This is a genomic window from Microbacterium hatanonis, from assembly GCF_008017415.1.
GTDB lineage: Bacteria > Actinomycetota > Actinomycetes > Actinomycetales > Microbacteriaceae > Microbacterium > Microbacterium hatanonis.
Genome location: NZ_VRSV01000002.1, coordinates 641,388 through 661,072 on the forward strand (window position 1 = coordinate 641,388; position 19,685 = coordinate 661,072).

Annotated in this window: 19 protein-coding genes; 12 read left to right on the forward strand and 7 right to left on the reverse strand. The window is 69.5% G+C overall.

Annotated features, from left to right (window positions below):
- Positions 1–22 precede the first annotated feature (22 nt).
- Genes FVP77_RS13160 through FVP77_RS13170 form a run of 3 tightly spaced genes read right to left on the reverse strand, consistent with a single transcriptional unit; the run spans position 23 to position 2,347 of the window.
- Positions 23–475 carry a MaoC family dehydratase gene (locus FVP77_RS13160; RefSeq protein WP_147895031.1) on the reverse strand — a complete coding sequence of 151 codons (453 nt, stop codon included), beginning with the start codon at positions 473–475 and terminating at the stop codon, positions 23–25.
- A gap of 24 nt (positions 476–499) precedes the next feature.
- Entirely contained in the window at positions 500–1,384 is an 885-nt protein-coding gene (locus tag FVP77_RS13165; RefSeq protein WP_147895032.1) for an amidohydrolase family protein, read from the reverse strand.
- Between the two features lie 36 nt (positions 1,385–1,420).
- Complete coding sequence (locus FVP77_RS13170) at positions 1,421–2,347, reverse strand: SDR family oxidoreductase (protein WP_147895033.1); 927 nt, start codon at positions 2,345–2,347, stop codon at positions 1,421–1,423.
- A gap of 89 nt (positions 2,348–2,436) precedes the next feature.
- Between FVP77_RS13170 and FVP77_RS13175 the strand changes: the two genes are divergently transcribed.
- Positions 2,437–2,895, forward strand: a complete 459-nt coding sequence (locus FVP77_RS13175) for a MarR family winged helix-turn-helix transcriptional regulator (RefSeq protein ID WP_147895034.1) — start codon at positions 2,437–2,439, stop codon at positions 2,893–2,895.
- Between the two features lie 21 nt (positions 2,896–2,916).
- Here FVP77_RS13175 and FVP77_RS13180 read toward each other — a convergent pair whose 3' ends face one another.
- Complete coding sequence (locus FVP77_RS13180) at positions 2,917–3,459, reverse strand: MarR family winged helix-turn-helix transcriptional regulator (RefSeq protein WP_187266937.1); 543 nt, start codon at positions 3,457–3,459, stop codon at positions 2,917–2,919.
- Between the two features lie 78 nt (positions 3,460–3,537).
- Positions 3,538–5,037, reverse strand: a complete 1,500-nt coding sequence (locus FVP77_RS13185) for an aldehyde dehydrogenase family protein (protein ID WP_147895036.1) — start codon at positions 5,035–5,037, stop codon at positions 3,538–3,540.
- 252 nt (positions 5,038–5,289) lie between these two features.
- Between FVP77_RS13185 and FVP77_RS13190 the strand changes: the two genes are divergently transcribed.
- From FVP77_RS13190 to FVP77_RS13230, 9 genes are all read left to right on the forward strand, one after another.
- Complete coding sequence (locus tag FVP77_RS13190) at positions 5,290–6,165, forward strand: transketolase (RefSeq protein ID WP_147895037.1); 876 nt, start codon at positions 5,290–5,292, stop codon at positions 6,163–6,165.
- The gene (locus FVP77_RS13195; protein ID WP_147895038.1) at positions 6,165–7,130 is read left to right on the forward strand and encodes a transketolase family protein; all 966 of its coding nucleotides are present in this window, start codon (positions 6,165–6,167) and stop codon (positions 7,128–7,130) included. Before FVP77_RS13190 ends, FVP77_RS13195 begins: the two co-directional genes overlap by 1 nt.
- Positions 7,131–7,161: 31 nt before the next feature.
- Positions 7,162–8,232: a zinc-dependent alcohol dehydrogenase gene (locus FVP77_RS13200; RefSeq protein WP_147895039.1), complete on the forward strand. Its 1,071-nt coding sequence runs from the start codon at positions 7,162–7,164 to the stop codon at positions 8,230–8,232.
- Positions 8,229–9,758: a sugar ABC transporter ATP-binding protein gene (locus FVP77_RS13205; RefSeq protein ID WP_147895040.1), complete on the forward strand. Its 1,530-nt coding sequence runs from the start codon at positions 8,229–8,231 to the stop codon at positions 9,756–9,758. The genes FVP77_RS13200 and FVP77_RS13205 overlap by 4 nt, the downstream gene beginning before the upstream one ends.
- Positions 9,755–10,750 carry an ABC transporter permease gene (locus tag FVP77_RS13210; protein WP_147895041.1) on the forward strand — a complete coding sequence of 332 codons (996 nt, stop codon included), beginning with the start codon at positions 9,755–9,757 and terminating at the stop codon, positions 10,748–10,750. Before FVP77_RS13205 ends, FVP77_RS13210 begins: the two co-directional genes overlap by 4 nt.
- A gap of 86 nt (positions 10,751–10,836) precedes the next feature.
- Positions 10,837–11,817 (forward strand): sugar ABC transporter substrate-binding protein, encoded by a 981-nt coding sequence (locus tag FVP77_RS13215; RefSeq protein ID WP_187266938.1) that lies wholly within the window; start codon positions 10,837–10,839, stop codon positions 11,815–11,817.
- A gap of 100 nt (positions 11,818–11,917) precedes the next feature.
- Positions 11,918–12,700, forward strand: a complete 783-nt coding sequence (locus FVP77_RS13220) for an SDR family NAD(P)-dependent oxidoreductase (protein WP_147895043.1) — start codon at positions 11,918–11,920, stop codon at positions 12,698–12,700.
- Between the two features lie 2 nt (positions 12,701–12,702).
- Positions 12,703–13,623, forward strand: a complete 921-nt coding sequence (locus FVP77_RS13225; protein WP_147895044.1) for a sugar phosphate isomerase/epimerase family protein — start codon at positions 12,703–12,705, stop codon at positions 13,621–13,623.
- Between the two features lie 34 nt (positions 13,624–13,657).
- Positions 13,658–15,145 (forward strand): benzaldehyde dehydrogenase, encoded by a 1,488-nt coding sequence (locus tag FVP77_RS13230; RefSeq protein WP_147895045.1) that lies wholly within the window; start codon positions 13,658–13,660, stop codon positions 15,143–15,145.
- A 109-nt stretch (positions 15,146–15,254) separates the two neighbouring features.
- Here FVP77_RS13230 and FVP77_RS13235 read toward each other — a convergent pair whose 3' ends face one another.
- A complete protein-coding gene (locus tag FVP77_RS13235) occupies positions 15,255–16,487 on the reverse strand; it encodes an MFS transporter (protein ID WP_246134114.1) in 1,233 nt (410 codons plus the stop codon).
- A gap of 55 nt (positions 16,488–16,542) precedes the next feature.
- A complete protein-coding gene (locus FVP77_RS13240) occupies positions 16,543–17,733 on the reverse strand; it encodes a 4-hydroxybenzoate 3-monooxygenase (protein ID WP_147895046.1) in 1,191 nt (396 codons plus the stop codon).
- A 226-nt stretch (positions 17,734–17,959) separates the two neighbouring features.
- Between FVP77_RS13240 and FVP77_RS13245 the strand changes: the two genes are divergently transcribed.
- Both FVP77_RS13245 and pcaH read left to right on the forward strand, forming a co-directional pair.
- A complete protein-coding gene (locus tag FVP77_RS13245; protein WP_246134115.1) occupies positions 17,960–18,724 on the forward strand; it encodes an IclR family transcriptional regulator in 765 nt (254 codons plus the stop codon).
- A gap of 82 nt (positions 18,725–18,806) precedes the next feature.
- Entirely contained in the window at positions 18,807–19,685 is an 879-nt protein-coding gene (gene pcaH, locus FVP77_RS13250; protein WP_147895047.1) for a protocatechuate 3,4-dioxygenase subunit beta, read from the forward strand.

Sequence of the window (19,685 nt, forward strand, 5' to 3'; positions counted from 1 at the left end):
GTCGGAAGCCGTCGCGGGGAGGTCAGGCGTAGAAGCGATAGAGCCCGCGCGCCACGACGGCGGGCTTGGTGCCGCCCTCGATCTCGATGGTCTGATCGACGGCGAACTGGTAGCCGCCGGGAACCTCGGTCACCTCGGCGATCACGGCGCCGCCGCGGATCTTCGCCCCCACCTTCACGGGTGAGACGAAGCGCACCTTGTCGAGTCCGTAGTTCACCTTCGTCGTGACGCCTTCGAGATCGAACAGCTCCGACCAGAACTTCACCGTCAGCGACAGCGACAAGAAGCCGTGCGCGATCGCGCCGCCGAACGGGCCGTCCGTGGCCCGCGCGGGATCGACGTGGATCCACTGGTGGTCGTCGGTGGCATCGGCGAAGAGGTTCACGCGGTCCTGGGTGACCTCGACCCAGTCGGTCCAGCCGAGGTCGGTGCCGGCAAGTCCCGCGGCGTCGGTGTAGGCGGCGGTGGTCGTCATGAGTGCTCCTTGGAGGGGTGGTGGTCAGGTGAGCGCGAGCAGGCGTGCGGCGTTGTCGAGGAGGATGCCGGGCATGACCTCGGGCTTCAGGTCGGTCTGCTCGACGTCGCGCAACCACCGGTCGGGCGTGAGCAGTGGGAAGTCGGAGCCGAAGAGGATGCGGGACTTCAGGAACGAGTTCGCGGCTCGCACGAGCTGCGGCGGGAAGTACTTCGGGCTCCAGCCCGACAGGTCGATCCACGTGTTGTGCTTGTGCGTCGCGACCGAGATCGCCTCGTCCTGCCAGGGGACGGAGGGGTGCGCCATGATGATCTGCAGCTCGGGGAACTCGGCGGCCACGGTGTCGAGCAGCATGGGATTCGACAGCGCCAGGCGGAAGCCGCGCCCCCCGGGCATCCCCGCGCCGATCCCGGTCTGGCCGGTGTGGAACAGAGCGACCACGCCGGCATCCTGCAGCGCCGCATAGAGGGGGAACCAGGCGGGCTCGCTCGGGTCGAACCCCTGCACGGTCGGATGGAACTTGAACCCGCGCACCCCGTGGTCCTCGATCAGCCGTCGAGCACGGTCGACGGCCGCGGCGCCCTGACGGGGGTCGACCGACCCGAAGGGGATGAGGACGTCGTTGTTGCGGGCCGCTCCCTCTGCGATCTCCTCGCTCGAGAGCGGCGGATGCTGCAGGGCGGTCGTGGCATCGACGGTGAACACGACGGCGGCCATGTCGCGCTCACGGTAGTAGGCCGCGATCGCGTCGAGGTCAGGACGCTCCAGATCGGCGCTGAAGTATGCCGACGCCGCGTCGGCGAGATCCGGGGGCAGCGAGCTGTGCCCGTGATCGTCGACCTCCACGTGCACGTGCACGTCGATCGCGCGGATCGACGAGAGGTCGATCGCCGGTTCGTAGCGGGTCATCTCGGCTCCGTTGCGCGGGGAAGGGGATGCGGCGGCTCAGGAACGGGGGCGCTGCAGGTCGTCGGGAAGGGCGGGGAATCGCTCGCCGACCGACTGCTGGTGCTCGCCGATGAGTGCGGGGAACTCGTCCTGGAGGGCTTGGACGCCCCATCCGCCGTCGTGGTAGGCGGTGACGACCGGCTCGGGGTGAGACCACAGCTGCAGCCGGTCGCCGCCGACACCGATCGCCTGACCGGTGACGTCGCCCGCCTCGTCGGAGGCGAGGTAGGCGATCAGCCCCGACACGTCGTCGGCGGTACCGAAACCGAGGTCGTGACGGTAGAACGCGGGCATCGGCTCCCCGGCCGTATCGGCCTCGACGGCGGCGGCGAAGTACGGGACCGTCGCGGTCATCGCCGTCGCCGCGACGGGCACGACGACGTTGGCCGTGATGCCGGCCTTCTTCAGCTCGAGTGCCCAGGTGCGCACCATGCCGACGATCCCGGCCTTGGCGGCGGCGTAGTTGGTCTGACCGAAGTTGCCGCGCTGCCCGGTGGGCGACCCGATGCAGATGATGCGACCGGCGATCTCGTTGGCGCGCATGTAGGTCGCCGCTTCGCGAACGCAGGTGAACGTGCCGCGGAGGTGCACGCCGATGACGGTGTCGAAGTCGTCGTCGCTCATCTTCCAGAGCACGGTGTCGCGCAGGACGCCGGCGTTGGTGACGAGGATGTCGAGGCGGCCGTAGGTGTCGACGGCTGTCGAGACGAGCAGCTGCGCCGTCTCGGTCGGCCCGACCGGCGCGACGACCGCGACGGCCGTGCCTCCGGCGGCCTCGATGCCGGCGACGGCTTCGGCGGCGGTGGCCGCATCGACATCGTTGATGACGACGGACGCGCCCTGACGGGCGAGTTCCTGCGCGTAGGCGAGGCCGAGGCCGCGGCCGGATCCGGTGACGATGGCGACTTTGCCGTCCAGGGACATGAGGGCTCCTTCGTTGGTGTCTTCATTGAACAGTCACATCGTTGAGATTGTCAATTATTGATTCCACCATGATTTGCTACGCTTCCGCCATGGCAACGGACGGCACCGCTCCCTCGGACGGCTTGGCATCGGTGTCGCTCGCGGCCGACCTCAGCTTTCTGATGGCACGCGCGAACGCTCTCTCGCTGGCCGCGGGGAACGCGGCGCTGCGACCGTTCGGTCTCAGCGTGCGATCGTTCTCGGTCCTCGCCCTGACGGTCGATGGCCATCGACCCACCCAGCGCGACCTCGCCACGTTCCTCCGGCTCGATCCGAGCCAGGTCGTGGCGCTGGTCGACGGGCTCCAGCAGCGCGGATTCGTCGAGCGACGACCCGATCCGAACGATCGCCGCGCGAACGTCGTCGTCGCGACCGGCGAAGGGCGAGGGGTCTACTCCTCGGCGGTCGTCGCGGCGCGTGCCGCCGAACGGGAGCTGCACTCCGCCCTCGATCCTGCGGAGCGCGAGCAGCTGGCCGCCCTCCTGCGACGCGTCGCCTTCGTCGACTGACCGGTCGAGCGCTCCGGCCGGTCAGGAGCGGCTGACCGCGGTCTCCAGATCCGCAGCATCCGTCGTCGGCGCCTCGCGCACCTTGTCGATCATGTCTCGGAGCAGGGCGTTCAGAGCCTGCACGTGCGCGGGGTCCATGCCCTCGAGGATGATGTCCTGCCCGATGTTCGAGACCGGCAACATGTCGGCGTGCATCTGCGCGCCCGCCGGTGTGAGGTAGAGCGGACGGGAGCCGCGAGGGCCGTCGACCAGCGCGATCAATTCGCGTTCGGCCAGCGTGGTGACGCTCTTGGAGACCACCGCTTTGTTCACTCCGATGAACTCCGTCACTTCGGTCGCCGAAGCGCCGGGACGGATGGCGAGCACCGAGAGCACACGCCAATCGTTGGTGCCGAGACCGAACCGCCGCCGCAGTTCGTGAGACTCGCGCCACACGAGCGCATTGGACAGCAGCGCGATCAAGCGCGGTGTGAAGTTCTCCGGATCGATGATGTCGGTCAGCGGTTCGGTGACCAGGTCATCCGATCCTGCGGGGAATCTCGTCGATGCAGTGCCGCGTGGCATGCAGATCCTTCCGTCGTCGGTGGGGGAACGCAGATGGGGCCCGGCCGAGAGGCCGAGCCCCATCTGGACGTCACGGGGTCAGTGCGCCATGCCCGCGAGCGCTTCGGGGTCGATCGTCGCGATCGAGCGGGTGTCTTGGAACGCCCGGATGCCCTCGATGCCCTGCTCGCGCCCGAAGCCCGACTGCTTGACGCCGCCGAAGGGTGCGCGGAGGTCGAGGCGGGTGGCGCCGTGGTCGTTGACCCAGACGTAGCCGCACTCGAGCTGGCTGCCCACCCGCTGTGCGGCGGCGGGGTCGGCGGTCCAGACCGATCCGCAGAGCCCGCCCCAGGTGTCGTTGGCCAGGCGGACGGCCTCGTCCTCGTCGTCGAACGGGATGACGGGGATCACGGGACCGAACTGCTCCTGCGTCACGACCCGCAGGTCGAGAGCGGGGTCGACGACGATCGCCGGCCGCAGGAAGTTGCCGCCCGCCAGGTCGCCGCCGGGCAGTTCGCCGAACTCGCGCACGTCGGCACCGGCGTCTTTGGCCTCCTGGATGATCTCTTCCACGAACGCCTTCTGCGCGGCCTGGTGGAGGGGGCCCATCGTGGTGCCCTCGTCGAGGCCGTAGCCGATCACAGCCTTCTCGAGGCGGGCGGAGAGTCCCGCGACGACCTCGTCGAGCCGGGAGCGGTGCACGAAGACGCGCTTGGCGTTCATGCAGATCTGCCCGGTGGTGTCGTAGATCGCCGCGTAGAGGCGGTCGAGGTGCGTGTCGTCGATCTCGGCGTCGGCGAGGAACACCGCCGCGTCGTTGCCGCCGAGCTCGAGCGTCACCCGCGTGAGCGAGCTCGACGCCATCTCCATGATGCGCTTTCCACCGTTGACCGAACCCGTGAAGCAGACCTTCGCGATGTCGGTGTTCTTGATGAGGCCGGCCATGTTCTCGTCCTTGCCGGTGACGACGTTCAGCACGCCCGGGGGCAGCTTCTCGGCGATGCGCTGCACGACGCGGGTCGTGGCCAGCGGCGCCGAGGGCGGCGGCTTCACGATCGCGGTGTTGCCGGCCAGCAGCGCGTGGGGGAGGGCGGCTCCCAGGATCGCGATCGGCCAGTTGAACGGAACGATGACCGTGACCACGCCGATCGACTGGTACGCGACCTCCGTGGAGACGGGGATGGCGCCGGGGATCACCGGCAGCGTCTTGGTCGTGTCGACCTCGTCGGCCAGCATGAGTGCGAGGTTCCAGCGGATCTCGAACACGAGGGCGTCGACCCAGGATTCGAAGCGGACCTTCCCGTTCTCCTGCGACAGGATCGCCGCATCCTCGTCGCGGTCGTCGGCGATGCCCTTGATCGCCTCGCCCATGATGCGGGCGCGCTCCTTCGCGCCCAGCGCCGACCATGCCGGGTAGGCGGCCTTCGCGGCGGCCACGGCATCGGCGACGTCGTCGACGGATGCTGCGGCAGCCTCCCCGACGATCGCTCCGGGCTTGGCGGGGTCGGCGATCGAGAGCGTGTTCTCGGTGAACCGCTCCTCCCCGCCGATGTACAGACCTGTGCGCGTTCCCGCGCTGGTCAGAACGTCTCCAGTCATATCGACATCCACCTCTCTGTGAGTCGTTTCCGGGAGAGAACGACGCCGTTTCCCCCGATTCTGTGGGCTGAGCGCGTGCGCCACAACCTCTGTCCGGAGTTTACGTGCATTCCTGTTTACATGTAAAGAGCTTCGTGCTAGCGTCACTTCCGTCGCGGGGTGAAACGCCCTCGACAGCCCGAGAGTGTCGAAGAAGATGCCTGGTCAGGCGCCGTAAATCGGCATGCGTATCAATCAACGAGGAGAGATGCGATGAGTACGAAGACCCTGGATGCGGGGGCGCTGCACAGCGTCGCGGAGCTCGAGGAACTGTCTTTCGAGCTGCGCACCAAATTGCTGGAGCTCTGCGGAACCTACGAGGGGGCCGTGCACATCGGCGGCGATCTGTCGGCCGCCGACATCTTCACCGTGCTGTTCCACTACGGGATGCACGTCGACCCCAGCGACATCAGCAACCCGGAGCGCGACCGCTTCGTGCTGAGCAAGGGCCATGCGGCCGTGTGCATGTACATCACGATGGCCATGCGCGGCTTCTTCTCCTACCAGGGCATCGTCGACACCTACGGTCAGCTCGACAGCGCGTACGGCATGCACCCCTGCAAGGTGCAGCTGCCCGGCGTCGAGGCGTCGACCGGTTCGCTCGGTCACGGTCTTCCGCTCGCCGTCGGCATGGCGCTCAGCGCCCGGCACCGCGGTGACGACCACCGCGTGTTCACGCTCCTCGGCGACGGCGAGACCGGCGAGGGCTCGGTGTGGGAGGCGGCGATGGCCGGCCGCAGCAACAAGCTCGGCAACCTCGTGGCCTTCATCGACCGCAACCGTCAGCTCATGACGAGCCACGCCGAGGAGCGGGTCATGTTCGAGCCCTACCCCGACAAATGGCGGGCCTTCGGCTGGAACGTCGTCGAGATCGACGGCCACGACATGGGCCAGCTGGTGGGCGCCATCGACGCCCTCCCCGCGCCCGACAGCGACGTCCCCACCGTGATCATCGCCGAGACCATCAAGGGCAAGGGCGTCGACTTCATGGAGCGCAACCTCGCCTGGCACGCCGGATCGCTCGGCGCCGCCGACCTCGAGAAGGCTCTCGCCGCCCTGCAGTCCTCACGCACGAAGGAGAACGTCTGATGCCCACCACCTTCACCTTCGGCGAGTTCCTCGGAGCCCGTTCGGTCATCGGGTCGACCCTGGCCGAACTGGGCGCCGAGCACCCGAACCTCTGGGTGCTCACCCCCGACATCGGCGCCACCCTCGTGGAGTTCCGCGACAAGTTCCCCGACCGCTTCATCGACGTCGGTCTCGCCGAGCAGGCCTGCGTCGGCATCGCCGCCGGTCTCGCGTACGACGGCAACATCCCTGTCGTGTCGGGGATGCTGCCCTTCCTCTCGATGCGCGCGCTCGAGCAGGTGCGCAGCGACGTCTGCTACCCGAACCTCCCCGTCAAGATCATCGGCACCCACGGCGGTCTCGTCGGCAACGGCGGATCGACGCACTACGCGGTGGAGGACCTCGCGCTGATGTGCGCGTTGACCAACATGACGGTCACCTCCATCGGAGACCCGCTGATGGTCGGCGAGATCATCCGCCAATCGATGACCATGACCGGGCCGATCTACATCCGTCTGGCCGTCGGCAAGAAGGACAAGGTGCTGTACGAGCCGGGCGAGCACGACGTGCGCATCGGCAAGGGCATCGTCGCCCGCGAGGGCACCGACGCCACCATCTTCACCCACGGCACGACCGTCGCGCAGGCGCTGGACGCCGCCGACGAGCTCGCGAAGGACGGCCGGTCGATCCGCGTCGTCGACATGTTCACGCTCAAGCCGATCGACGAGGAGCTCATCGTTCGGTGCGCCGACGAGACCGACGGACGATTCGTCGTGCTCGAGGACCACCTCGCCTACGGGGGACTCGCCTCGCGCATCGCCGACGTGGTCGCCGACCGCGGCGTGCGGCTCACGACCTTCGAGCGACTGGGGATCCCGCAGGTGTACGCCGGCTTCGGCGACGACGAGGAGCTGCGCAACAAGCACGGGTACGGACCGGCGGCCACGGTGGCCGCGCTCCGGCGCGCGGTCTCCGCGCAGCACTGATCGACCCCACCTCGGTTCAACGGAGAAGCGAATGAGAACGGTAGCGGTGACACGGATCGGCAGTCTGCGCGATCCCGACGAGAACACCCGAGGACGCATCGGCGTCGTCGACTTCCCCGAGCAGCCGCTCGGGCCCGAAGACGTCCGCATCCGGGTCGCCTACTCGGCGATCTGCGGATCGGACCCCCACCTCGCCGAGGGGTTCTTCGGCACCGACGTGCCCATCGGGCTCGGCCACGAGCTGTCGGGGGTCATCGAGGCGCTCGGCGAGCGCGCGACCCGGAACGGTCTGAAGGTCGGCGACCGGGTGGCGGGCAACTTCCTGCGGTTCTGCGGAACCTGTCGCCCCTGCCAGGAGGGCAGGCAGCAGTTCTGCGAGAACATCCAGGACTACAACCGCCCCGGCATGGCGGAGACGGTGACCTGGCACGAGTCGCAGGTGTACCGGCTCCCCGACGACGTCACCCTTCTGCAGGGCAGCATCCTCGAACCGACCTCCGTGGCGGTCCGCATCGCGGACAAGGCGCGGGCCCGGGTGGGAGATCGGGTGGCGATCTGCGGCGGCGGGCCGATCGGGCAGCTCACCCTGCAGGTGATGAAGATGAACGGTGCGACCTCGCTCACGATGATCGAGCCCATCGCCGAGAGGCGCGAGATGGCGCTCCGCCACGGCGCGGATTTCGTGATCGACCCCGTGACCGACGACCAGGCCGCACTGGCGGCCGAGATCACCGACGGCCGCGGGTACGACGTCGTGATCGACGCCTCCGGATCACCCCGCGCCGTGCGGGGCCTGCTCGACATCGCCGCCAAGGGCGCGACCGTCGTCTACGGGGCGATGTATCCCGAGAACTACGAGCTGCCGCTCAACCTCTCGGACTACCTCTACCTGAAAGAGCTGACGCTGACGGGCATCTTCGTCTCGCCCTACGCGTTCCCCCGGGCGCTGCAGATCCTGCCCTATCTGCAGCTCGACGAGCTGACCGAGGCGGTCTACGACCTCGAGGACGCGGTCGAGGCGTTCGCGGTGCACGTCAGCGGTCGCTTCCCGAAGGTCGTGCTGCGGTGCAACGACATCGACGACGAAGGAGGCATCTCATGACCACCGCCGAACAGGCGCCGAGGGTCGCTTCGACCTCGATCGCGCTCGAGGCCCGGGACATCGTCAAGCGCTTCGACGGTGTGCACGCCCTGAACGGCGCCCGACTCTCGGTGCGGCCCGGCGAGATCCACGCCCTTCTGGGCGAGAACGGGGCCGGGAAGTCCACCCTCATCAAGGTGCTCACGGGTGTCTACGCGCCCGACGGCGGCACCCTGTTGCGCAACGGAGAGGAGATCGAACTCGCCAACGTGCGCGTCGCGAACCGTGCCGGCATCGTCGCGCTCTACCAGGAGCTGTCGATCATCCCCACGATCAGCGTCGCTGAGAACATCCTGCTCGGAGAGCAGACGCCCTCCCGCGGCGGCATCGTGAGCTGGCGCGCGATGCGCCGTCAGGCGCGCGAACAACTCGACCGCATCCACCAGAAGATCCCGCTCGGGAAGCTGGCGGGCGAGCTGTCGCCGGTGCAGCAGACGATGGTCGCGTTCGCGCGGGCGCTCGCCACCGACGCTCGGGTGCTGATCCTCGACGAGCCGACCGCCTCTCTCACCGACACCGAGATCTCGGAGCTGTTCACGGTGCTGCGCGGGCTCCGCGACGAGGGAGTGGCGATCGTCTACGTGTCGCACCGCCTGGAGGAGGTCTTCGAGCTCTGCGACCGCCTGACGATCATGCGCAACGGCGAGACCATCGTGACGAAGGATGTCGCCGACTCGCACATCGACGAGGTGATCTCCAACATGGTCGGGCGCCCGGGCGGAGACCTCTACCCGGAGCGCACCCCGGTCGGCACCGACGTCGCCCTGAGCGTGGAGAACCTCCAGGGGCGGCGGGTGAAGGACGTCTCGTTCGTGGCGCACCGCGGAGAAGTGCTCGGGATCGGCGGACTCGCCGGGGCCGGCCGCAGCGAGCTGCTGCGCATCCTCGCCGGGGCGCAGAAGCGCGCGGGCGGAACGATCACGGTGGGCGAACACGAGCTCGGACACTCCGCGAGCGTCGGACGCGCGCTGGATGCCGGGATCGCGCTCGTCCCGGAGGAGCGACGCACCCAGGGCGTGATCCTCGGGAGCACCATCCGCGACAACATCGCAGTGGCGAACATCCCCGGGGTCAGCTCCTTCGGCATGGTGTCGGGGGCGAAGATCTCCGACATCGTCACGCGGGGGATGTCCGACCTGCAGATCAAGGCGCGCAGCTCCCGGCAGCCCGTGGGGGAGCTGTCGGGCGGAAACCAGCAGAAGGTCGTTCTCGCCAAGATGCTGGCGCGCAACCCGCAGGTCCTCCTGCTCGACGAGCCCACGCGCGGCATCGACGTGGGGACGAAGGCGGAGATCTACCGCCTCATCCGGCAGCTGGTCGCCGGGGGCACCACCGTGATCGCCGTGAGCTCCGAGCTTCCCGAGCTCATCGGGATGTGCGATCGCATCATCATCATGCACGAGGGCCGGATCTCCGGCGACGTGCCCGCCGACGGGGCGGACGAGGAAGTCCTCCTGTCGTACTGCTACGGAAAGGCCCAGTCATGACCACCACGCAGAACCCCGGGATCGAGGACGCCTCCCGCACCCGGGCCGTACCCCGCCGCTCGGTGGGGCAGGCCCTCTTGTCGAGCGGCACGGTGCTGGCGCTCGTGGTGCTGGTCGTCTTCTTCTTCGCGATGCGACCCGACGTCTTCCTCACCTTCACGAACGTGAGGAACATCCTCTACCAGGTGGCGATCCTCGCCATCATCGCCGGGGCGCAGTCGCTCGTGATGGTCGTCGGCGACTTCGACCTCTCGGTGGCGGCGACCTCCGCGCTGGCGGGGGCGGTGGCCGCATCCCTCATGCTCGGCGGGATGCCGGTGGTGCTGGCGATCCTCATCGCCCTCGCCGTCGGACTCCTGATCGGCATCGCGAACGGCCTGCTCGTGGCGTACCTCAACCTCTCGGCGTTCGTCGCGACCCTGGCGACGCTCACGTCGGTCACGGGCCTCGCCTACCTCGTCACCGAGGGCACCACGCTGTTCAACCTTCCGCCGGAGTTCAACGCACTCGGGCAGGGGCGGTTCCTCGAGATCCCGCTGCCGGTCTTCTTCGCGATCGCGATCCTGCTCATCCTCTGGTTCGTCCTCAAGTACACGACGCTCGGGCGGCGGTGGTACGCGACCGGCGGCAACGTGGAGGTCTCACGCCTCTCCGGCGTCAACGTGCGCCGTGCGCGTCTGCTCGCCTTCGCCTTCGCCGGGCTGGTCTCGGCCATCGGCGGCATCCTGCTCGCGGCGCGCCTCGGCAGTGCGAGCGCCGTGCAGGGCGAGGACAACCTCCTCTTCTCGGTGGCCGCGGTCTTCCTCGGCATGACCGTGATCCGCTCCGGCGCGGCGAACATCGTCGGCACCGTCGTCGGTGTCGCGATCATCGGCGTGATGAGCAACGGCCTCAACATCCTCGGCGTCAACGCCTACGTGCAGCAGGTCGTCACCGGCCTCATCATCATCGCCGCCGTCACGCTGTCCTCGTTCAAGAGCCGAGAGAGATAGACGCAGAAACTCACCCGAAAAGAACCGGGCGCCACCCCTGCCCGGGCACCACACAGCACAAGCGCAACGACACAAAGGAGTATGAAGTGCGTATACGAATCAAGGCCATCGCGGCCGCAGCCGCCGTCGCGGCCCTCGCCCTCACGGGTTGCTCCACCGGCGGTGCCGGTGGCGGAGGCGACGACGACACCTTCAAGGTCATCGCCTTCACGTCGGGCAACCAGACACCCGTCGGTGCCTGGTGGGTCAAGGCCGTGCAGGAGAAGGCCGACGAGCTCGGCTGGGATCTCACGATGATCCAGGGAGACTTCGACTTCCAGAAGATGAACCCCGCCGTCGAGAGCGCCATCGGGCAGGGCGCCGACGCCATCTTCAACGGCTACACCGACTACGCCTCGATCAGCTCGATCATCACCGCGGCGAAGGACGCGAACATCCCGATGTTCGCGATGGACGCCGGCACCGAGGCCACAGACGGCTTCGCGTTGAACATCACCGCCGACCAGCAGGGGATCGTCGACCAGACCGTCGACGAGATCGACACGACCCTCGGCGGTCTCGAGGGCAAGAACATCATGGTGATCGGCCACGACCCGCACCCCGGCATCCGGCTGCGCGCCGGGCTCGCCGCCGAGGCGTTCGAGGCAGCCGGCGCGAACATCGCCGGCGGCTCCATCCAGAAGGTCACCTCCCCTGCGACCGGACGCACCGAGGCACTCGCCCTGGTGACCGACTACCTGCAGGCCAACCCCGGCGGGCTCGACGCGGTCTGGGTCGGATGGGACGACGCCGCTCTCGGTGCCGCGCAGGCGCTGAACGAGGCCGGGTCGGATGCCGTGGTCACCGGCGTCGACGCGACCAGCGAGGCGATCGCCGCCATCGAATCCGGCGGAACGTTCCTCGCGACGGTCGAGCAGCCCTGGCCGAGCATCCTCGACACGGTGGTCGAGGCGATGGTCGCCTACCAGGAGAGCGGAACGATGCCGTCGAGCAACTTCGACGCCGTCGCGACGACGCTCGTCGACAAGGCCAACGCGTCGACGATCACCCCATCCGACAAGCTCTGATCCATCCTCCGCGGGGGCGGGCGTCGCCGCCCGCCCCCGCACCCCTCTCTCCTGCATCTCCCCGGGCGCGTGCTCGCGCGCCCCGTCGAAAGGAATCCCCATGCGCTTGGAAGGCAAAGTCGCCATCATCACCGGCGGTGCCAGCGGCATCGGCCGGGCGACCGTCGAGAAGTTCGTCCGAGAGGGCGCGAAGGTGCTCATCGCCGACATCTCGCTCGAGAGGGCGCAGCAGGCGGTGGATGAGATCACGGCCGCGGGCTTCGACGGCGCCACCGCGGCGTGCCGGGTCGACGTCTCGGTGTTCGCCGAGGTCGAGGCCATGGTGGCGAAGGCGGTCGAGATCTTCGGCACGCTCGACGTCATCTTCAACAACGCCGGGATCGCCGGCGGCAAGCCCCTGCTCGACCACGACCCCGCCGTCGACTACGAGCCGATGATCCGCATCGACCAGGACGGCGTCTACTACGGCATCCTCGCCGCGGGTCGGCAGTTCCGCGATCAGGGCACGCCCGGGGTCATCATCAGCACGTCGTCGATCTACGGCGAGCAGGCCGCCGAGCTGTCGTTCACGTACAGCGCCGCGAAGGCCGCGGTGATCTCGTTCACGCGGTCGGCCGCGTACGAGCTCGCGCAGTACGGCATCCGCGCCGTGGCGATCACCCCGGGACGCGTGGGCACCGCGATCATCAACCAGTTCAGCGACGAGCTCAAAGAGACGTTCGCGAGCGAGCAGTTGCGCAACAAGATGACCCAGCCGTCCGAGATCGCCGACGTGGTGGCCTTCCTCGCCTCCGACGAGGCCAACGTCATCAACGGCACGGTCGTGCATGTCGACGACGGCTACTCCGTCTTCAAGCAGCGGCTCGACCTGCCCACCTTCTAGCGATGAATCCCGACCTCGAGCTGGACCTCGACCTCGCCTGCCACATCAACGTCCTCGTGCCCGACGTCGAGCCGCGTGCACTCGGTGCCGCGCTCGGCACCCTGGCCGAGCTCGGCTACCGCCGCGCGGTGCTCCCACCCCTCGACCCGGAGACGACGGATGCTGCGGAGCTGAGAGCACTCTTCTCGGAGAGCGGCCTCGCACCGATCACCATCGCGGGTCAGGCGCCGGGAGCCGACGTCTCCTCCGACGATCCCGATGAGGCGGCGGCCGGTGTTGCGATGCTGCGCGCGGCCGTCGATCTCACCGTCGCCCTGGGGGGCGATCAGATGAACGGCGTGCCCTACGGCCTGTTCTCCCATCCCACGGCGCCGGTGCCGGAACGTCGTCGGGACCGCTCGGCTGCCGCCGTGGGGCGGGTCGCCGACTACGCCCACGATCGCGGTGTGTCGATGACCTTCGAGGTGCTCAACCGGTACGAGACGTCGATGGTCAACACCGCCGAGCAGGCGATGGACTTCGTCGAGCGCAGCGCGTCCGATCACCTCCGGATCCACCTCGACACCTTCCACATGGCGGTCGAGGAGGCCGACCTCGGAGCCGCCATCCGGCTCGCGCTGCCCAAGCTCGCCTACCTCGAACTGGGGCAGTCCGGCCGGGGTCTCCTCGGCGGCGGCGCGGTTGACCTCCCCGGGGTCGTCGGCCGCGCCATCGACGACGGGTACGCCGGTCGCTGGGGCGTCGAGGCGTTCTCGCGGCGCGGGCTCATCGAACCCGTGGCCGACGCACTGGCGATCTGGCGGTCGCCGTTCGATGATGGCAGGGTGCTCGCCGAAGACGCTCTGCGAGTGATCCGCCGCGGCTGGTCGACGAGCGTCGCCGGCCGACGTGCTCAGCGCCTCTCCCGCGGCGCGACCGTCTGAGCGCACCACCCGATCGAAGACGAAGGGAATGACGATGTCCACCATCACGGAGGCCGACAACCGCCTCATCGACGAGACGGCGACCGAGGGGAAGATCTACCTTGACGGCGCCTGGGTGCCGGGCGGCGGCGGCACCGCAGCATCCATCGCCCCTGCCACGGGCGAGACGATCGCCACCGTCGGGCTGGCCTCGCCCGACGACGTCGCGCGGGCCGCCGAGTCGGCCGCCCGCGCGCAGAAGGAGTGGGCCGCGACCCCGCATCCCGTGCGCGCTGCGGTGCTGCGCCGCGCCGGGCAGCTGTGGGAGCAGCACGCCGACGAGATCATGGGGTGGAACATCCGCGAGGTGGGGGCGATCCCGCCGCTCGCCGGCTTCGCCCTGCACGTGACCGCGGAGGAGTGCTACGAGGCGTCGGCGCTCCCGTCGGCCCCGCTCGGGTCGATCCTCTCCAGCGCCGAGCCCCGCCTGTCGCTCGCCCAGCGCGTGCCGGTCGGCGTCGTCGCGGTGATCTCGCCGTTCAATGTGCCGCTCATCCTCGGCATCCGCGCCGTCGCGCCGGCCCTGGCCCTCGGCAATGCGGTGCTGCTCAAGCCCGACCCGCGCACGATCATGACCGGCGGCGTCGCGATGGTGCGCATCTTCGAGGAGGCGGGCCTGCCCGCAGGACTCCTCCAGCTCGTGCCGGGCGGCGCCGACGTCGGTGAGGCGCTGGTCACCGATCCCCGCGTGCGCGTCATCGCGTTCACCGGCTCGACCCGTGCGGGCCGCATCGTCGGCGAGCTCGCCGGTCGTCACCTCAAGCGCGCGCACCTCGAGCTGGGCGGCAACTCCGCCTTCCTCGTGCGCGCCGATGCCGACGTCGACCAGGCGGTGAACCTCGCCACGTGGGGCGCGTTCCTGCACCAGGGCCAGATCTGCATGACCGTCGGGCGCCACATCGTGCACGAGTCCCTCTTCGACGAGTACGTGGCCAAGCTCGCGGCGAAGGCCGACTCGATGGTCGTCGGAGACCCGGCCGCCGGACAGGTGCACCTCGGCCCCCTCATCGACGAGGTTCAGCGCGACCGCGTGCACACGCTGGTGCAGGACGCCGTGGCGCAGGGCGCGACCCTCGCCGCCGGCGGAACCTACGAGGGCCTCTTCTACCGCCCGACCGTGCTCGCGAACACCCCGCGCGACGCCGCCGCGTACTGCGACGAGGTCTTCGGGCCCGTGGCGTCGGTCGTGTCGTTCTCGACCGATGACGAGGCGGTGGCCCTGGCCTCCGAGACCGATTACGGGCTCTCGCTCGGCATCGTCAGTCGCGACACCGCGGCGGCCCTCGAGCTCGCGCAGCGCATCCCGACCGGGATCGTGCACATCAACGACCAGACCGTCAACGACGAGGCCAACGCCCCGTTCGGCGGGGTCGGGGCATCGGGCACCGGCTCGCGCCACGGCGGGGCCGAGGCGAACATCGACGCGTTCACCGAGACCCGGTGGATCACGATGCGGCGCGAGCCCGGTCAGTACCCGCTCTGACGCCGAAGCCGTCGCGCTGCTCGAGCGTGCCCGTTTCCGCCGAACCGCCCTGCTTCTCCGGGGCATCTCGGCGGAAACGGGCACCCTCGCCGCGGAGCGAGCCGTCGCGTCAGGCGCGGTCGAGCACGAACCGGTCGCGGCCGACCGCTGCGCCCACGGCGACCTGGGCGACGGGCACGGCCAGCAGCACGAGGAGCGACAGCATCCACTGTCCGTCGATCCCGTGGAGGGCGCCGAAGACCGGCGGACCGAGGGCGGCGAACAGGTAGCCGACCGACTGCGACATGCCCGACAGGGCCGAAGAGGCGACCGAGTCGCGGGCGCGCTCCGCCATGAGCGTCAGCGACATGTTCAGCGAGGCCCCCGCGCCGAGGCCCGCGCAGAGCGCCCAGACGGTGAGGGCGCCGGGGGCCACGAGCAGCCCGAAGACGCCGATGATGCTCGCCACGGGGAGCACCGCGGGAATCCAGCGGCGAGCCCGACCCCGCAGCAGCAGGGGGACGGTGAGCGAGCCGACGATGGTCATGATCTGGAAGATCATCGTGTCGAAGCCGGCGGTCACCGCCGATCGTCCTTGCGAGACGGCGAACGGGGCGAGCCAGGTCACCAGCATGTAGAAGTACGCGGACTGCAGCGCCATGTAGCCCGCCACGAGCCAGGCGACCGGGTCTCGCCAGATCCCCGTGCCGCGGAGCTTCGTGCCGACACTCGCCCGCGGAGCGCGGGCCGGGGCCACGTACCCGTCGCGTCGACGGGCCTGGGCCATCGCCCACATCCACAGGGCGATCGCGATCGGGAGCAGCGCCGCGGTGCTCGCGAGCGCCACCCGCCACCCGTCCGCTCCACCCCCTGCGGCGATCGAGATCGGTACGACGACCCCCGAGGCGATCGCGCCGAAGCCGCCGAGCAAGGCCGTGTACAGCCCCATCATGAGCGGCACGCGGGTGCCGAAATCGCGCTTGATCACCGCGGGCATGAGCACGTTCGCCACCGCGAGGGCCGCACCGATGAAGATCGTGCCGAGCCAGAGGTTCGCACCGGCCCCCGGCCACGACCGCCACGCGGTTCCCGCGCCGAGTGCGATGAGCGAGATCAGCACGACCCGCGACATGCCGAACCGCGACGACAGGGCGTGGGCCGCCGGCGAGACGAGGCCCCAGGTCACCAACGGCACCGAGGCCAGCGCGCCGAGCGCCGCCGTGCTCGTGCCCTGGTCGGCGGCGATCTGGTCGAGGAGCGGCCCCACTCCGGTGATCGTGGTGCGCATGTTCGCCGCGATCACGCAGACCGCGCAGACGAGGAGAGCGACGCCCGGGCCGCGACGGGGGGAGGGTGAGGTCACGATCGTCGGACTCTACTCCGGGGCGGAGCGGATGCTGCGCGCGACTGTGCCGTCGTCACACGAGCCGCGTCTCGAGCGGCCAGCCCGTGTACGCCTCGGCGAGGTAGGTGCGCCCGGCCTCCGACTCGACAACCGAGCGCAGCTCGCCGAGCTGCCGGCGGTGGTCGAACTCGCTGGCCTCGGGGGTGGAGTGCAGCATCGTCGTCATCCACCACGAGAAGTGCTGCGCCTTCCAGATGCGGCGCAGCGCCACCTCCTGGTAGGCGTCGAGGGGACGTTCGTCGTCGTCGTCCAGAAGAGCGACGAGAGCCGTGTGCAGCAGCACGACGTCGGCGACGGCGAGGTTCATGCCCTTCGCTCCCGTGGGAGGCACGGTGTGCGCGGCGTCCCCGACCAGGGCGACCCGGCCGTGCCGGAGCTCGGGCGCGACGAAGCTGCGGAAACGCAGCACGTCGCGTTGGAAGATGTGTCCCTCCTGCAGCTCGGTGCCGGGCACCCGCAGGCGAAGGGCCTCCCAGATCTGCTCCTCGGTGAGGGCATCGGGGTCGGCGTCGGGGTCGCACTGGAAGTACATGCGCTGCACGGTGGCGCTGCGCTGGCTGATGAGGGCGAAGCCGTCGGGGGAGTTGCTGTAGATCAACTCGTCCGAGCTGGGCGGCGCCTCGCAGAGGATGCCGAACCACGCGAAGGGGTACTCGCGGAAGAGGTCCCCTCGCGTCCCGCCGGTCACCGCCGACCGCACGACCGATCGCGAGCCGTCGGACCCGACGACGAAATCGGCTTCGATCTCGAACGGCCGGCCCGCAGCATCCGTGCCGATCACGCGCGGGCGCGTCGTTGCCGCGTCGTCCACGCGCTCGACGGTCGCTTCGAGCCGGAGGTCCTGCCCTGCTGCGAGGCGGGCGGCGACGAGGTCGCGCAGCACCTCGTGCTGAGGGTAGAGCCAGACGCTGCGTCCGACGAGTGCGGGGAAGTCGATGCGGTGCCCCTCGCCGGCGAAGCGCAGCTCGATGCCGTCGTGACGGTTGCCGTCGGTCAGCACCCGCGTCGAGGCCCCCGTCTCGACGAGAAGGTCGACCGTGCCCTGTTCGAGGATGCCCGCGCGGATCGTGTTCTCGATCTCCTCGCGCGAGCGTCGGTCGAGCACGATCGACTCGATGCCGGAGGCGGCGAGCAGGTGCGACAGCAGCAGGCCGGCGGGGCCTGCCCCCACGATCGCGACACGCGTGCGCTCGACTGTGGTCATGGCGTCTCCTTCGACGTGCGTGCGGGGGCTGCACGGATGCTGCCGACCACTCTGCCGCGCGGGCTCGGCTCTCGTTGCCCACCATTCCCACTCGTTGGGAATCACCCCGCCGCGGCTGGCGGAGGAGATCTCATGAGTGGAGGACGCTGGAGGTGTCGATCATCCTCCGCCCGTGTCATCTCCTCCCCCCGCTACCCGACGAGTAGCGTCGTGGGGGGAGGCGAGAGTGAGCGACGGAGTGCTGCAGCGGGCGATGGGGCTGCTGCGCGCCTTCACCGAGGACGACCCGCAGCTCACCGCGAGCGAGCTCGCCGCGCGGTCGGGGCTCGCCCTGTCGACGGTGCACCGCCTCATCGCGATGATGCTCGCCGAGGGGATGCTGGCGCGCACCACGGGGCACCGGTACGCCGTCGGCGCGCGGCTGTGGGAGATCGGCGAGCTGTCGCCTCTCGCGGCCCAGCTGCGCGAGACGGCGCTTCCCCACATGGTGCGGCTGTACGAGGCGACCGGTGAGAACGTCCACCTCGCGGTGCTCGACGATCCCACCCCTGCCGCAGCATCCGCGATCTTCGTCGGGCGCATCACCGGGCGCTCCTCGGTGCCGACCATCAGCCGCAGCGGGGGGAGGCACCCGCTGCACGCGACCGGGGTCGGCAAGGCGCTGCTCGCCACGCGCGACGACGTCTGGCTCGACGACTACCTCTCCGCCCCGCTCGAACTCGAGACCCGGCTCTCGATCACCGACCCCGAGCGCCTCCGGGCCGACATCGAGCGCGCGCGGAGCCGGGGCTACGCGACGACCCGTGAGGAGATGACGCTCGGCAACTTCTCGGTCGCCGCCGCCCTGGGCGCACTTCCGGGGCTTCCTCCGGCGGCCATCGGCATCGTGGCGCACCTGGGGGAAGCACTCGACGAACGCAGGCTCGCGCCGCTGGTGATGCAGACCGCGAAAGACCTCACCCGCGCCGTGCGCCATCCGGATTCCCACTGAGTGGGAACGAGGATGCTGCGCCCGCCATCCCCGGTGCGACTCTGTAGACACCCCACTCGAATGGACCGTCGAAGGAGACCCCATGACCGCTTTGGAGAACGCGGCGGACGCCGACCCGCGCGGCGAGGAGGCGTTCGGATCGAGCGTCGTGCTCGAGCAGACGGCGGCCGCACCCGAGTCGCTCCTGGCGTCGCCCGACATGCCGACGCAGCGTGAGATCACCGCCGAGATCGGCGACCTCCACCGTGCCGCCGCCGAGCGCGAGCAGGCCGGCGAGACCCTGCCCCGCACGCTGATCGACTTCTCGCCCTACCGCTCCAGCGTGCTGCGGCACCCGACGAAGAACCCGCGCCTGGTCGACCCCGAGACGATCGAGCTCTTCTCGCCCGCCTACGGTCAGCGCGACGTCGCCGCGATCGAGTCCGACCTCACCCTGCAGCACACCGGCGAGCCGCAGGGCGAGCGCATCACGGTGACCGGCCGAGTCGTCGACAGCTGGGGCCGCCCCGTCGCGAACCAGCTCATCGAGGTGTGGCAGGCAAACGCCGCGGGACGCTACATCCACCAGCGCGATCAGCACCCCGCCCCCCTCGACCCGAACTTCACGGGCGCGGGACGCATGATCACCGACGACAACGGCGAGTACTTCTTCACCACCATCAAGCCGGGGCCCTACCCCTGGAAGAACCACGTGAACGCCTGGCGCCCCGCCCACATCCACTTCTCGCTGTTCGGCACGGGGTTCACCCAGCGCATCATCACGCAGATGTACTTCCCGGGCGACCCGCTGTTCGCCCTCGATCCCATCTACAACACGATCGCCCGGCAGAGCGATCGCGACCGACTGATCTCGACCTACGACCACGACCTGACGGTGCCCGAGTTCTCGATGGGCTACCGCTGGGACATCGTCGTCGACGGTCCGGATGCGACGTGGTTCGAGCCCGAGGGAGAGCACTGA

Excerpts from the sequence above, each read along its gene's own strand:
- FVP77_RS13160 (WP_147895031.1), bottom strand. The coding sequence starts at position 475 with ATGACGACCACCGCCGCCTACACCGACGCCGCGGGACTTGCCGGCACC.
- FVP77_RS13165 (WP_147895032.1), bottom strand. The coding sequence starts at position 1,384 with ATGACCCGCTACGAACCGGCGATCGACCTCTCGTCGATCCGCGCGATC.
- FVP77_RS13170 (WP_147895033.1), bottom strand. The coding sequence starts at position 2,347 with ATGTCCCTGGACGGCAAAGTCGCCATCGTCACCGGATCCGGCCGCGGC.
- FVP77_RS13175 (WP_147895034.1), top strand. The coding sequence starts at position 2,437 with ATGGCAACGGACGGCACCGCTCCCTCGGACGGCTTGGCATCGGTGTCG.
- FVP77_RS13180 (WP_187266937.1), bottom strand. The coding sequence starts at position 3,459 with ATGCCACGCGGCACTGCATCGACGAGATTCCCCGCAGGATCGGATGAC.
- FVP77_RS13185 (WP_147895036.1), bottom strand. The coding sequence starts at position 5,037 with ATGACTGGAGACGTTCTGACCAGCGCGGGAACGCGCACAGGTCTGTAC.
- FVP77_RS13190 (WP_147895037.1), top strand. The coding sequence starts at position 5,290 with ATGAGTACGAAGACCCTGGATGCGGGGGCGCTGCACAGCGTCGCGGAG.
- FVP77_RS13195 (WP_147895038.1), top strand. The coding sequence starts at position 6,165 with ATGCCCACCACCTTCACCTTCGGCGAGTTCCTCGGAGCCCGTTCGGTC.
- FVP77_RS13200 (WP_147895039.1), top strand. The coding sequence starts at position 7,162 with ATGAGAACGGTAGCGGTGACACGGATCGGCAGTCTGCGCGATCCCGAC.
- FVP77_RS13205 (WP_147895040.1), top strand. The coding sequence starts at position 8,229 with ATGACCACCGCCGAACAGGCGCCGAGGGTCGCTTCGACCTCGATCGCG.
- FVP77_RS13210 (WP_147895041.1), top strand. The coding sequence starts at position 9,755 with ATGACCACCACGCAGAACCCCGGGATCGAGGACGCCTCCCGCACCCGG.
- FVP77_RS13220 (WP_147895043.1), top strand. The coding sequence starts at position 11,918 with ATGCGCTTGGAAGGCAAAGTCGCCATCATCACCGGCGGTGCCAGCGGC.
- FVP77_RS13225 (WP_147895044.1), top strand. The coding sequence starts at position 12,703 with ATGAATCCCGACCTCGAGCTGGACCTCGACCTCGCCTGCCACATCAAC.
- FVP77_RS13230 (WP_147895045.1), top strand. The coding sequence starts at position 13,658 with ATGTCCACCATCACGGAGGCCGACAACCGCCTCATCGACGAGACGGCG.
- FVP77_RS13240 (WP_147895046.1), bottom strand. The coding sequence starts at position 17,733 with ATGACCACAGTCGAGCGCACGCGTGTCGCGATCGTGGGGGCAGGCCCC.
- pcaH (WP_147895047.1), top strand. The coding sequence starts at position 18,807 with ATGACCGCTTTGGAGAACGCGGCGGACGCCGACCCGCGCGGCGAGGAG.